At 68.4% G+C, this 13,172-nt stretch carries 13 protein-coding genes; 6 read left to right on the forward strand and 7 right to left on the reverse strand.

The window, feature by feature from the left end; all coding sequences use genetic code 11:
* Nucleotides 1-33 precede the first annotated feature (33 nt).
* The gene (locus C3L37_RS02375) at nt 34-1,590 is read right to left on the reverse strand and encodes a hypothetical protein (protein ID WP_228546083.1); all 1,557 of its coding nucleotides are present in this window, start codon (nt 1,588-1,590) and stop codon (nt 34-36) included.
* 702 nt (nt 1,591-2,292) lie between these two features.
* Here C3L37_RS02375 and C3L37_RS02380 point away from each other — a divergent pair.
* The 3 genes from C3L37_RS02380 (at nt 2,293) to C3L37_RS02390 (ending at nt 4,428) form a co-directional block, all read left to right on the forward strand.
* On the forward strand, nt 2,293-2,637 hold the full coding sequence (locus tag C3L37_RS02380; protein ID WP_129113011.1) for a toxin transporter: 345 nt from the start codon (nt 2,293-2,295) through the stop codon (nt 2,635-2,637).
* 114 nt (nt 2,638-2,751) lie between these two features.
* On the forward strand, nt 2,752-3,528 hold the full coding sequence (locus C3L37_RS02385; RefSeq protein ID WP_228546084.1) for a PHP domain-containing protein: 777 nt from the start codon (nt 2,752-2,754) through the stop codon (nt 3,526-3,528).
* A gap of 90 nt (nt 3,529-3,618) precedes the next feature.
* The gene (locus C3L37_RS02390; protein ID WP_129113012.1) at nt 3,619-4,428 is read left to right on the forward strand and encodes an aldo/keto reductase; all 810 of its coding nucleotides are present in this window, start codon (nt 3,619-3,621) and stop codon (nt 4,426-4,428) included.
* Nucleotides 4,429-4,458: 30 nt separating this feature from the next.
* Here C3L37_RS02390 and C3L37_RS02395 read toward each other — a convergent pair whose 3' ends face one another.
* The gene (locus C3L37_RS02395) at nt 4,459-5,121 is read right to left on the reverse strand and encodes a CocE/NonD family hydrolase (RefSeq protein ID WP_129113013.1); all 663 of its coding nucleotides are present in this window, start codon (nt 5,119-5,121) and stop codon (nt 4,459-4,461) included.
* A 53-nt stretch (nt 5,122-5,174) separates the two neighbouring features.
* Here C3L37_RS02395 and C3L37_RS02400 point away from each other — a divergent pair, with 53 nt between their 5' ends.
* From C3L37_RS02400 to C3L37_RS02410, 3 genes are all read left to right on the forward strand, one after another.
* On the forward strand, nt 5,175-6,014 hold the full coding sequence (locus tag C3L37_RS02400) for a PspA/IM30 family protein (protein ID WP_129113014.1): 840 nt from the start codon (nt 5,175-5,177) through the stop codon (nt 6,012-6,014).
* Nucleotides 6,015-6,076: 62 nt separating this feature from the next.
* The gene (locus C3L37_RS02405; RefSeq protein ID WP_129113015.1) at nt 6,077-7,120 is read left to right on the forward strand and encodes a hypothetical protein; all 1,044 of its coding nucleotides are present in this window, start codon (nt 6,077-6,079) and stop codon (nt 7,118-7,120) included.
* A 135-nt stretch (nt 7,121-7,255) separates the two neighbouring features.
* Nucleotides 7,256-8,785 carry a hypothetical protein gene (locus C3L37_RS02410; RefSeq protein ID WP_129113016.1) on the forward strand — a complete coding sequence of 510 codons (1,530 nt, stop codon included), beginning with the start codon at nt 7,256-7,258 and terminating at the stop codon, nt 8,783-8,785.
* A gap of 64 nt (nt 8,786-8,849) precedes the next feature.
* Here C3L37_RS02410 and C3L37_RS02415 read toward each other — a convergent pair whose 3' ends face one another.
* The 5 genes from C3L37_RS02415 to C3L37_RS02435 all read right to left on the reverse strand — a co-directional run bounded on the left by C3L37_RS02415 (nt 8,850) and on the right by C3L37_RS02435 (nt 13,003).
* Nucleotides 8,850-9,893, reverse strand: coding sequence for a dipeptide epimerase (locus C3L37_RS02415; RefSeq protein ID WP_129113017.1), 1,044 nt, complete (start codon nt 9,891-9,893; stop codon nt 8,850-8,852).
* 1 nt (nt 9,894) lies between these two features.
* Nucleotides 9,895-10,935 carry a DUF1611 domain-containing protein gene (locus C3L37_RS02420; RefSeq protein ID WP_129113018.1) on the reverse strand — a complete coding sequence of 347 codons (1,041 nt, stop codon included), beginning with the start codon at nt 10,933-10,935 and terminating at the stop codon, nt 9,895-9,897.
* 120 nt (nt 10,936-11,055) lie between these two features.
* Nucleotides 11,056-11,949, reverse strand: coding sequence for a Vms1/Ankzf1 family peptidyl-tRNA hydrolase (locus tag C3L37_RS02425; protein WP_129113019.1), 894 nt, complete (start codon nt 11,947-11,949; stop codon nt 11,056-11,058).
* Nucleotides 11,950-11,992: 43 nt separating this feature from the next.
* Complete coding sequence (locus C3L37_RS02430; RefSeq protein WP_129113020.1) at nt 11,993-12,343, reverse strand: DUF5802 family protein; 351 nt, start codon at nt 12,341-12,343, stop codon at nt 11,993-11,995.
* Nucleotides 12,344-12,487: 144 nt separating this feature from the next.
* Nucleotides 12,488-13,003 carry a peptidylprolyl isomerase gene (locus tag C3L37_RS02435; RefSeq protein WP_129113021.1) on the reverse strand — a complete coding sequence of 172 codons (516 nt, stop codon included), beginning with the start codon at nt 13,001-13,003 and terminating at the stop codon, nt 12,488-12,490.
* Nucleotides 13,004-13,172 lie beyond the last annotated feature (169 nt).

Here is a 13,172-nt window from a genome sequence, read left to right on the forward strand (position 1 = left end):
GCGCGCGATGGCGTCCGTCGCGACGACGGGTGTCTATGCGCAGGCTTCCTGCGACCGGCCGGCCTTCTGCGACTGGCTGCCCTCGTTCGTCGCCTCGGCTTCGCCGACCTGGTAGTTGATGTTCTCCTGGTAGTTGACCTGGTAGGCTTCGGCCTCTCCCTCGTTCTCGGCGTACGCGATCGCGGCGTACTGCTCGTTGAGGTTCAGCTGCTCGACGTACTGGATCTGCGAGACCTCTGCGTCCGCGTCCTGGTCGAGCTCCTGGTCCTGCTCGCCGTTGCCGTAGTCGAGACACCACTCGTCGTCCTCGCCGTCGCTGCTGAGGAGGACCGACGTCTGCGACTGGCTGCCCTCGTTCGTCGCCTCGGCTTCGCCGATCTGCCTGTTGACGTTTCGCTGGTAGCTCTCCTGATAGGCGGTCGCCTCGCTGCAGTCCGTGGCGACCGCGACGGCGGCGTTCTGGAGGTTGATGTTCTCCTGATCGACCTCCTGATACTGTTCCACCGTGGCCTCCGCGTCCTGCGTGTTCGACTGCTCGTCGGCCTCGCTCTCGGCGACCTCCATGGCCTCCTCGGAGATGCCGTCCATCTCCTTCGCGAGCGCGTCGGCCTCGTCTGTGGAGTCGTCGCCGGTTCCGGCGACCGCGACGCACGTCACGGGCGACCCCGCCTGATCGCTCACGTTCGTCGCCGACGCGGACGCGATCTGCGCGTTCACGTTGAGCTGGTAGCTCTCCTGCACCGCGCGGGCGACGCTGCCCTCGCCGACGGCGACCGCGATCGCGTACCCCTGCTCGTTGACGTTGAGCTGGTCGACTTCCTGGGCCTGCTCCACGGTCGCGTTGGCGCTCTGGGAACTCGACTGCTCCGTGGTCCCGTCCTGCTCCTGCTCGCCGACGTTCGTCGCGTTGGCTTCGCCGTACTGGAGGTTCTCGTTCTCCTGGTAGCTCCGCTGGTACGACGTCGCCCGGCTGTCTTCGTCCGCGAGCGCGACCGCGGCGCTCTGGTTGCTGTAGTTCAGCTGCTCGACGTCCTGCGCCTGATCGACCTCGGCGTCGGCTTCCTGCACGCTCGCCTGTACGTCGCCGCCGTCGTCGATGACGTACCCGGAGTACTCCCGGGAGCACTCGTCGGCGAAGACGACGTACGCGTCGCCGACGTTCTCGAACGACACGTCCTCGGTCTGGCCGACGTCGTTGATCGACTCGGCGTCGCCTTCCTGGGTGTTCTGGTTCTCCTGGTAGCTGCGCTGGATCGCCTTGGCGTCGCCGCCGTCGATCGAGACCGCGACCGCGCCCGACTGCTGGTTGACGTTGAGCTGGTCGACGTCCTGGTACTGTACGACCTCCGCGGCTGCGTCCTGCGAACTCTCCTGCTTGAACGACTCGATCCAGCCGTCGAGGTCCTCCTCGTCGGCGTCGGCGCCGAAGATCAGGTACACGTCGTCGCCGTCGAGTGTCTCTACGTCCGGTTCGTCGTCCTCTTGTGCCACGACCTTGCCGAAGGCTGCGGAGCCGACGACCGTCGAGACGAGGAGCGTCCCGAAGGAGCGGCGCGATAGCGGTACTCGTTGGTTTGAATTTCCTGCCATGCTGTTATTCACGTCCTCTCATTGGAGTTCATCTGACTGTGTTTCCACCGTGTCACTGTGCGATGCAAATTTCTCTATTCCGGGTTGGGTATTCGTTATTAACAGCCTGGCTGAAATTACGGAGGAACTACCGTGAGACGGTACAGAGTGGGAGCTGGCGGTGAAACGTTTCAGCGACCAACCCCGCCGAAAACGGCTGACAGGGGCCCACGGTCGAGTCCCCTTCCGGCCCGTTCGGCGAGTAAATCGGGGACTACTCACCCCGTTCTCGGGCGAGACCGCACCGGCGAGGAAACGCGACAGAACACGGCAAAGCGCGCCTTTCGACCGGGTTATGTTGCTCCTACGCGCCGCTACCCGCCGCAGAAGCATCAACTGGCGATGATAATAACAAGTTCACCGATCGTCACCGGTCCGTGAACGTGCCCTCCCTCTCTCGACGTTCTCCAACGTTTGCTAGGCGTTAACAGTGACCGAATAATATTTATTCTAACATATTAAGACAAACGATAATACATCTCTGACTGTTTCGGATGAAACGGAACGCGCCGGCGGTAACGTTCAGTATGCTTGGTACAACGGTTCTGGGGGTTGAATACGGACGTCCCCGACAGCACGAATCGAGTGGTGAGCGCTCGGATGGGGTCAGCTCGGGTCGACGCCCCGGACCTCCGACCGGGCGGTCCCGCTCGTGATACAACAATGAAAAAGGCACTTCGCATCCTGATGGCCATCATGGTCGTCGGAACCGTCTTCACGGCCGGGTTCGCCGGCTCCGCAGCGGCGCTGGACTTCGAGTTCGAAGAGGAAGAGGAGATCGAGCAGGAGCAGGAGCTCGAACAGGACGCTGAGGCCGAGACGAACCAGTACCAGGACGTCGACCAGGACAACGATAACACGCAGGTCGCTGGGAACGCTGCTGTGTACAACGACGGCGACCAGGACACTGACGCCTACCAGAGCAGCTACCAGGTGAACTACAACGACCAGGAAGGCGAGTCTGAGGCCGAGAACGAGGCCGAGCAGGACCAGGAAGCCGAGACGTAATCCCTCGGGCACTTCCGACGCAAACCCATTTTTTGTACCCACACCCGCCGCGAGCGCCGCGGGCGGACGGCTCGAAGCGGTAACTACTCCCACGACGACCGCGTACCGCCACGCGTGCCGCTGACGCACGATTACCACGTCCACTCGACCTACTCCGACGGCAGCTTCCTCGTGCGGATGGTTCGAGCCGCCGAGGAGGTCGGACTCGACGGCGTCGGCTTCGCCGACCACTGCAACGTCTCCGCGCGCGAGCCGATGGTAGAGGCGAAGTGCCGGCTCGGCTTCAACCTCGATCGGACGTACGAACGCCGGCGGCGGGCGATCGAGGCGCTCCGCGAACGCGCCGACGTGCGGATCTTCGACGCCGTCGAGATGGACTACGACCCGGCCGACGAGTCGGAGATCCGAGCGTTCCTCGACCGCGCGGACTTCGACTACGCCGTCGGCAGCGTCCACTTCCTCGACGGCGTGAACGTCCACTCGATCCCGTACTTCGCGGAGAAGTCCGAGGCAGAGCGGCGCGCGCACGTCGACCGGTACTTCGAGAAGCTCGTCGCGCTCGTCGACTCCGAGCTGTTCGAGATCGCCGCTCACGTCGACCTCGTCGAGCGGAACCCCGCGCTTCGGGGCCTTGCGACCCCGGAGCACTACGATCGCGTCGGGGACGCCTTCGAGCGCTCCTCGACGGTACCCGAGGTGAACGCCGGGAGGATCCTCCGCGAGTACGGCGAGTTCCACCCGGCGCCGCCGCTCCTCGGTGCGCTTCTCGACCGCGGCGTGTCGTTCACCGTCGGCTCGGACGCGCACCGCCCGGACGACGTCCGCGATCGGGCACCGGTCATCGAGACGCTCCTCGCGGAGCGCGACATCGAACCGGCTCGGCTCGTATAGCCCGACGAACGTGTTCGTCTATTCGCCGGTTTCCCCGGCCCGTCCTGCCGAAACCGGAGCCTTTCAGGGGCTGGGCTTCGCCCCTCCGGTATGGACGACGCGGACTTCCCCCGACTCGGCCTCGGAACCTACGAGAACACCGATCCCGAAGCGTGCGCGACGAGCGTCGAGACGGCGATCGACGTCGGCTACCGCCACGTCGACACGGCGCAGATGTACGACAACGAATCGTTCGTCGGCGACGGCATCGCCCGCGCGGACGTCGCGCGGGAGGACCTCTTCGTCGCAACGAAGCTCGACACCGACAACCTCGCGTACGACGACGTGATCGAGACGACGAGAGAAAGCTGCGACCGGCTCGGCGTCGAGTACGTCGACCTCATGTACGTCCACTGGCCGCTCGACAGCTACGACCCCGAGGAGACGCTGCCGGCGCTGGACGAGCTGGTCGACGACGGGGTGATCCGAAACGTCGGCCTCAGCAACTTCCTGCCCGAGCAGCTCGACGAGGCGCGCGATCGCCTCGACGCGCCGCTTTTCGCCCACCAGGTCGAGATGCACCCGCTGCTCCAGCAGGACGAACTCGTCTCGTACGCGGGCGAGCACGACCACTGGCTCGTTGCGTACTGCCCCATCGCGCGCAACCAGGTCGCTGACGTGCCCGAACTGCGGGAGGTCGCGGAGCGCCACGAGACGACGCCGGCGGTCGTCTCGCTCGCGTGGCTCCTGGAGAAGGAGCACGTCGCGCCGATCCCGAAGGCGGCGAGCGAGGAACACATCCGGCAGAACTACGAGGCGCTCGACCTCGAACTGACTGAGGCGGACGTCGCGGTGATCGACGGCATCGACCGCGAGGAGCGGATCGTCGACTTCGAGGAAGCGCCCTGGAACGGGGCGTAGCCGGCGACGGGGGCGGCGCGGCGCTCGCCGTCACCGGAGTCGCGGGGCGAGAAACGCCGCCACGGCCTCGCCGACCTTCCTTCCCTGTCCGACGAAGAAGTGATCCGCGCGCAGTTCGACCACGTCCGCGTCGCGTTCTCGGGCGCGGTCGACCACCGGCCCCCAGTCGACCGTGTCGTCCCGGACGCCGTAGACGACCTGGAGGGGTGCGGCGATCCCGTCCACGGCGTTCGCGGCGTCGAGGTCGGCGTCGAGGCTCGCGGCGGGCGCGAGCGCGCTCACGGCCGCGAGGTCCGCTCGATCCGCGGCGACGAGGAGCGCGACCGCCGCGCCGAAGCTGAAGCCGAAGAGGCCGACGCGGTCGTACCGCTCTCTCGCCCACCGGATCGCGTTGTGGGCGTCCGCGCGCTCGCCGCGGCCCCCGTCCCACTCGCCGTAGTCGAACCGCAAGCAGTCGACGCCGCGTTCCGCGAGCGCGTCGCTGACCGCGACCAGGCGGTCGTCGCCGCGGTGGCCGCGGTGCTGCGGGTGGGGGGGACAGGCGACGACGACCGCGTCGGCTCGGCCGGCGGCCTTCCCGCCGCCGTTCGCCGGTTCGTCGCCCGACTCGTCGGTTCCGTCCGCGCGCTCGGCCGCGTCGAGCGTCGCCCTGACGTCCCTGCCGCCGGGGATCAAAACCGCCTCGCCGTCCATGCGGAGCCTTCGTCCGCATGAGGTTTTAAGGCTGAGGTCCATAAGTGGGAGACATGGGAATACTCTCGCGCACGTCCTACGTGATCCGGTCGAAGATCAACGCCCTCCTGAACCGGACGGAGGATCCCACCGAGACGCTGGATTACTCCTACGAGCAGATGCGGGACGAACTCCAGCAGGTGAAACAGGGTATCGCCGACCTGACGACGCAAAAAAAACGGCTCGAGATACAGAAGCGGCGGCTGGAGGAGAACGTCGAAAAGCACAACGAACAGGCGCGGGAGGCCGTGAGTCAGGATCGAGACGACCTCGCGCGGCGGGCGCTGGAGAAGAAGCAGTCGAAGATGAGCCAGATCGAGGAACTGGAGGGGCAGATCGGGAACCTCCAGTCGACGCAGGACGACCTCGTCGAGAAGAAAAACGAGCTCCAGGGCCGCATCGAGGAATTCCGGACGAGAAAGGAGACGATGAAGGCCCGCTACGAGGCCGCAGAGGCGTCGAGTCGGGTGTCGGAGGCGATGACCGGCGTCGGCGACGAGATGGAGGACGTGGGTCGCGCCATCGAACGCGCCGAAGAGCAGACCGACGAGATGGAGGCGCGTTCGGCCGCGATGGACGAACTCGAAACCTCCGGCGCGTTCGACGACGTGCTCTCCGACAAGGACGAGATCGACCGCGAACTCGAAGCCTCGCGGAGTTCGAGCGAGGTCGACACGGAACTGGAGACGCTCAAAGCCGAGATGGGTGAGGGGGAGGCCCAAGCCGACGCCGAACCGGCGGTGGAATCCGATGCCGAGTCGGACGCCGAGGCCCCGGTCGAAACCGACGTCGACGACGCCGAGGTCGAAGCGGAACTGGAGGAGCTCAGAGAGGAAGAATCCAAGTCGGAGTGACCGACGCCGGCCACGGCGGGGCCCCGCAACCTATGTAGGTGGCGGCCCTCCCCGTCGGACGTATGGGTGATTCAGACGGAAGCGCGCCGAGCGACACGATGCGCGGTCGCGTCAGGGGGAGTCGGTGGAAGTTCTGGCTCCTCATGGACGCGAACCGGTGGATCGTCGCCGGCCTCCTCCTGTCGTTCGTGTTTCTCTCGTTGGTCGGGGGCAGCCTGCTCGACCTCTCTCCCATGCGACGCGTCGTTTCGAGTTTCAACGGCCTCTGGTGGCTCTTCTCGCCGGGAATCAACGCGATCGTCACCGGCGTGACGCTCGTCGTCACGATCAATCAGCTCGTGTTGTCGCAGGAGCTGGGACCGCTGGGCGACCAGCGAGAGCGGATGCAGGGCGCGATCGACTTCCGCGAGGACGTCGAATCGTGGCTCGAAACGGAGACGAGCCCGCCGGATCCCGCGTCGTTCCTCGCGGCGCTCGTCGACGGCGTCCAGACGCACGCCGACCAGCTGGAGGGGGCGATCGAGGGGAACGACGACGAGGAGCTGCGAAACCGCGTCCGCGACTACGCGGACAGCCTCACGAAAAACGCGAGAGAGGTCGGCGACGAGCTCAGCGACGCCCAGTTCGGGACGTTCGACGTGATCACGAGCGCGCTCGATTTCAACTACTCGTGGAAGATCTACGAGGCGCGGCGGCTCAGGCGCGAGCACGCCGACTCGCTCGACGAGGAGACGGAGGAGGCGCTCGACGAGGTGCTCGACGTGCTGGAGTTCTTCGGACCGGCGCGAGAGCACTTCAAGACGCTGTACTTCCAGTGGGAACTCGTCAACCTCTCGCGAGTGATGCTGTACGCGTCGGTTCCGGCGCTCGTCGTCGCGATGGTGATGATGCTGTACGTGACGCCGAGCGCGGTCACAGGCTCGACGCTCGGGTTCGACCACCTCGTGCTGCTCGTGAGCGCGGCGGCGACGGCGACGCTCGCTCCGTTCATGCTCCTTCTCTCGTACATCCTCCGCATCGCGACCGTGGCGAAGCGGACGCTCGCCATGGGCCCGTTCATCCTGCGGGAGACGGCCAGATCCGACGACATCGACTGGGAATCGTGAGTGGGCGACACCGACTGAAGATCGCGATGGGACTCGATCCGAGTCCCGATTCGTCCGAACCGCAAATCCGGTTCGTCCGAATCGCCGATCCGATTCACCCGAACGGCTAACGTCCGTCGCCGCGAGAGACGCCCCATGGACGATCTCGTGGCCGCCGTCCGCGAATCGCTCTCGGCCGAGACGCGAGCGGCGTTCGACCGCCGGGTCGAGCGGCAGTCCGCGCTGGCGAAGGCGGACTGTCGCTCGGCCCGCCTCGACAACCGCGACTTCGCCGTCGGCCTCGAACTCGAAGCGTACGCGGTCGACGGCGACGGACGGCTCGGCGCGGTTCCGCCGTCCGTCTTCGAGGCGGCCGACTGCGAGAAGGAACTCGGCGTCCACAACGTCGAACTGCACACGGAGCCCGACGTGCTCGACGTCGACGGCCTGAACCGGCAGTCGGCGCAACTCCGCGAACGACTTCGATCGACCCGCGATCGTCTCGCCGACGCCGGCTTGCGGCTCGTGCTCGACGGGATGTGGACCGTGCCGCCTGCGGAGGGGACGGCGGTGTACCTCGGCGACGTCGAAGAGCGCCACGGGGTGGTCGTCGCGGCGAACATGCGGTCGGACCCGCGCTACCGCGCCCTCGATAACGACGCGCTTCGCCGGGGCGACGGCGAGGTGCCGATCTCGGTTCCCGGCGTCGATCGCGCCTTCCCGTCGATCCTGGTCGAGTCGCTGACGACGTCGATGCAGCCGCACCTGCAGGTGCCGGACTCGGCGGCGTTCCCCCGCTATTTCAACGCCGCGATCCGGACGCTCGGTCCGGTGCTCGCGCTCGCCGCGAACTCGCCGTTCCTCCCGGCGGACCTCTACGAGGGCGCGGATCCCGCGACGGTCGTCGACGCGACCCCCCACGAACTGCGCGTCCCCGTCTTCGAGCAGTCGGTCAACGTCGGCGACCTCCGGAAGGTTCGCGTCCCGCGCGACGTCGACGGCGTCGAGGACGTCGTGGATCGGCTCGTCGCCGACGAGACGGTCGCGCCGTTTCTGACCGACCCCGACGAGGCCGGGGAGTACCCGACGGCGTACCCGGAACTCGACCACAAGCGCGGCACGTACTGGCGGTGGGTTCGAGCCGTCATCGGCGGGCAGACGCCCGCTCCGGCGGCCGGGCCGGAGCGGAACGACGAAGCGTCCGTCCGGATCGAGTACCGGCCGCTCCCGACCCAGCCGACGCTCCGGGACGCGGTCGGCCTCCAGGCGCTCGTCGTCGGTCTCCTCCGCGGGGTGGTCGCGACCGATCACCCCCTCGAAACGCTCGACTGGACGGACGCGGAGGCGTCGTTCTACGCCGCCGTCGACGACGGACCGAACGCCGACCTCGCGTGGGTGACCGCCGACGGCGAGCGAACGGACGACCCGGCGGTCGTCTACGACGAGGCGTTCGCGCTCGCCCGGCGCGGCCTCGACGCGTTCGGCGTCGACGGCGACGCCGCGTCCGCGCTCCTCGCGCCGATCGAGGCGCGGCGCGAGGCCCGAACGAGCCCGAGCGCGTGGAAGAAAGCGCGCGTCCGCGAGGCGGTCGCGGCGGGCGCGTCGCTCCCGGAGGCGATCGTCTCGATGCAGGAGGCGTATGTCCGCCGGGCCGAAGGGACGGCGTCGTTCGCCGAGTGGCTCTAGCGGCTCGCCCGACCGTCGCGAGGCGCTTACGGCGTTTGCATCTCGCCGGGAGTGCTCCGACGCCTCACTCGGCGCGGATCGCGCCCGTGCCGCTCCGGTCGAGGTCGGCGAGGCGGATCTCGCCGTCCGCGAGGTCGACGCCGTCGTAGGGATCCTCCGAGAGGAGGAGCGCGCCGTCGAGGTCGGCGTAGTCGAGCAGCGGCGCGAGGTGGCAGGCGGGGGCGATGGCGGCGTTCGTCTCGATCATGCAGCCGAGCATGACCTCCAGCCCGTGGGCGCGGGCGACGTGGATCATCCGCGTCGCCTCGCGCAGGCCGCCGCACTTCATCAGCTTCAGGTTCACGATGTCGACCCGATCCGCGACCGCCGGCACGTCCGGCAGGGTGAGGCAGGACTCGTCGGCCGCGACGGGGAGCGCGCTACGTTCATAAACGAACTTCAGCCCCTCGGGGTTCTCGGCCGGAACCGGCTGCTCGACGAACTCCACGTCGTACTCGGCGAGGACGTCGCACATCCGAACCGCCTCCCGGGGCGTCCACGCCTCGTTGGCGTCGACCCGGATCGTCGCATCCGGGGCCGCCTCGCGCACGGCGGCGATGAGCTCCTCGTCGCGGTCGGTGCCGAGCTTGATCTTCAGGACGGGGTAGCCCGCCTCGACGGCCTCCTCGGTCTTCTCGCGGACGCGCTCGGTCGCGTCGAGGCCGATGGTGAACGACGTGGGCGGGCACTCGTCGGCGTCGAGCCCCCACAGTCGGTACAGCGGCACGCCGAGGCGCTTCGCGGCGAGGTCGTGCAGGGCGGCGCTCACCGCGGTCCGGGCGGCGGGGTTGTCCGCGACCGTCTCGCGCATCCGCCGTTCGATTCGCGCGAGAGCGTGCGGGTCGCCGACCTCCTCGACGACCGAGAGCAGCGACGGCAGGACGGCCTCGACGGTGTCGGCCGTCTCCCCGTAGTGGTTCGACGGCGCGGCCGCGCCGACGCCGGTCATCCCGCCCTCGTCCGTGATCCGGACGACGACGTTCTCCGCGACCTCCTGCGTTCCGCGGGAGATGGTGAACGCGTCCGCGAGCGGGAGCGAGACGCGCTCGTGTTCGGCTTTCAGGAACATCTCAGAGGTCGAGGGCGGACAGGAGTTCGTCGGTGCCGAAGCGGACGGGGTCGGCCGCGGGCGCGCCGAGTTCGTCGGCGTACGCCGCCACGGCCTCCCGGGCCGTCTCGTCGTCGTCGACGTTCGAGGTGTTGAGCGCCCCCGCGACCACCTCGGCCTCGTGGACCGGCGCGGCGAGCCCCTCGTAGATATCGACGTAGGTCGAAAGGGGCGGGATCGCCGTGTCCTCGTAGCCGTGGATGGCCTCGCGCCCCGCCTCGTGACAGAGGACGAGCTCGTCCGGCATCGACCCGTGGAGGATGCCGCAGGTGACCGCCGAGTAGGCGGGGTGGACGATCGACCCCTGCCCCTCCACGAACAGCACGTCGTGGTCGTTCCCCTTCTCCACGATCATCTCCTCGACCGCGCCGGCGGTGAAGTCAGAGACGACGCGGTCGATGGGGTTGCCCCACCCGGAGATCATGATGCCGGTCTGACCGGTCGGGATGAACGCGGCGTCGATCCCTCGCTCCGCCGCCGCCCGGGCGAGTTCGAGCGAGACGGTCATCTTCCCGACGGAGCAGTCGGTCCCGACCGTGAGGACGATTTCGGCGTCGACCTCGTCGGCGACGCCCCGGCCGACGGTGAGGTCGTCGCGGGGCTTCCGCACGTCGCGTAGCTCCACGCCGCGCTCTCGGGCGAGTTCCGCGAACTCCTCGTCCTCGGTGAGGAAGTAGTGGAGGCCGGCGACCACGTCGCAGCCGCGCTCTATCGCCTCGCGCACGTCGGGCCGCCACGAGTCGTCGAAGCCGCCGCCGATGGGCGCGATGCCGATCACGAGCGCGTCGCAGTCGGGCGCGTCGGCCATCGACCCGACGATCGGGGCGTCCGGCACGCCGGAGAGGTGGTCCGACACGCGCTCGCCCGCCCGGTCGCGGTCGAGCACGGCGACGACCTCGTCGGAGCCGTACCGAAGGATGCCGGTGGCGGTCTTGGCGCGCTCCGGGAACTTCTCGTGGGCCAGCACGGCGATGCGTCGCCCGCCGGGTGCGTCTGTCGTCATGTGCGTGGGTGTCGTGACCACGGGATAAAAGAGGAACCGATCGTGGGTGGACGTACGTTCCCCGGCTGACACCTCGTCACACCGTTCGTCGGCCGCTTCCGTTCGATCGCCCCGACGCGCTCACAACAGGGACAGCCGCGTCGTCCAGAACTCCCGAAACGCCTCGTCGAGCGCCTCGTCGGGGTCGCCGCCGGCGTCCGACGGCGCGACGCGGTCCGCGAGATCCCGGAGTTCGCGGATGACGTTCCGCTCGCCGACGACGACGAGTCGGTCGACGTCGCGCCCCTCGATCGCCTCCCGGCACTTGTCGAGGTGGTCGTCGATCTGCTGGTCGCGCCGGCGCTCGAAGCGCGCCTGCGAGAACCCGCCCTTCGAGTGCTTGTTCATCACGTCGCTCTCGAAGCCCTCGGCCGTCCGCCGCTCCGCGCCGTCGTAGACGCCGAGGGCGAACAGGTCCGAGCGGACGAGCGCGAGCGCGAACTCGCCGGTCGGCCGGAACCACGCGTCGTCGAGGGCGAACCCCTCGCCCCACTCGCAGAACGGCTCCGGCGGCAGCGGCGGAGCGAGCGCGGCGCTCACGAGGCCGGCGTCGTCGACGCAGACGAGACAGGGGGCGGCGCGGTCGAGAAGCGCCGCGCGGTCGCCGAGGGCGTCGCGGGCGGGGGCGGGCGTCTCGCCGTCTGCCCCGACCATCGCGGTCAGCGCGCCCTCGGGTTCCGTCTCGACGCTCCGGAGGCGGCTGAGAACCTCGTCGAGGCGCGCGCCTCGGAGGGGTTCGCGCCCGCGGAAGTCGAGATCCGGGTCGTCGCCGCCGAGGCGCTCGACCCGGTCCTCCAGCTCCGCGATGCGGTCCTCCAGCCGATTGACCCGCTCTTCGGCGTCCTGCCGGGCGCTCACCGCGGCCGCTCGCCGCTCCTCTTCTGCCTCGGTGCGGCGTTCGAGGTGGCGCTTTTCCTCCTCCAGGTCGTCGATTCGCGCCTTGAGCTCGGCCCGACCGAGCAGCTCGTCGAGCATGGTCGAGAGGCGACGGCGGGGGACTTTTAGGTTGGGATCGGCGTCAGACGCCGGTCGGCGCTTCGTAGCCGGCGTACCGCAGGAGCTCGTTCGCGCGCTCGGCCTTCGCGAGGAACACCTCGCGGCGGTCCGGCAGCGACTCGTCGGCGAGGTCGCCCGGGACCGCGAGCGTCCCCGTCGGTACGTCGTCGTCGCCGAGCACCGGGAAGTGACGGCGGTCGAGCTTCATCACGAGCGGCGCGTCGAGTCGCTCCACGCCCTCGCCCGTGGTGTAGAGCTGTTCGTTCACCCGCTCGTGGTCCGCCCGCTGGATGACCGCGACGGGACGATCGTCCTCGGTCGGTTCGACGTACATCTCCCCGAGGTAGTAGCCGCTCGAAAACCGTTCGAACATACTATGCGTGAGATACTATCGCACGATGGGGGATAAACGTTGCCGCGAGGATTTATATCCGACCGCAAACCCAGTCGAACCCCCGTCGACGCTCTCGACCGAATCGGTAGCCGAACGCACCGAGGGCGACCGGATCGGTGCCTTTCAGCGCTCGACGTCGATCGACTCGATGACGACGTCTTCGCGCGGTTTGTCGTTTCGATCGGTGGGGACGTCCCCGATCTCGCGGACGACGTCCATGCCCTCCGTGACCTTCCCGAACACCGAGTGGCGACCGTCGAGGTGCGGCGTCGCGTCGAGCGTGATGAAAAACTGCGAGCCGTTCGTGTTCGGACCGGCGTTCGCCATCGAGAGGACGCCCGGCCCGTCGTGGGTGAGTTCGTCGTGGAACTCGTCGTCGAACTCGTAGCCGGGGCCGCCGCGGCCGGTTCCGGTCGGGTCGCCGCCCTGGATCATGAACCCGTCGATGACGCGGTGGAAGATCACGTCCTCGTACAGCGGTTCGTCCCGCTTCGTCTCGCCCGTCTCCGGGTCCTCCCACTCCCTCTCGCCGGTCGCGAGGCCGACGAAGTTCTCGACGGTTCGCGGCGCGCGCTCTTCGAACAGTTCGACCGTGACGTCGCCGCGGTTCGTGTGGATCGTCGCCGTCGGGTTGCTCATACGCCGTCGTCGGCAGCCGGCGTGAAAGGTCTGCTGGTGCGCCGCGGCGGCGACGCATGGCGGTCCGGACGGCCACGACGCCGTCGCGGGATCACGGGCGATCGGACCGTCGGCCCCGACACCTGGGAGGCGCTGGTCGGGTATCCCCCGCGTCCCCGCCGACAGCCAC

Origin of the sequence: Halegenticoccus tardaugens (assembly GCF_004116405.1) — an archaeon.
Lineage (GTDB): Archaea > Halobacteriota > Halobacteria > Halobacteriales > Haloferacaceae > Halegenticoccus > Halegenticoccus tardaugens.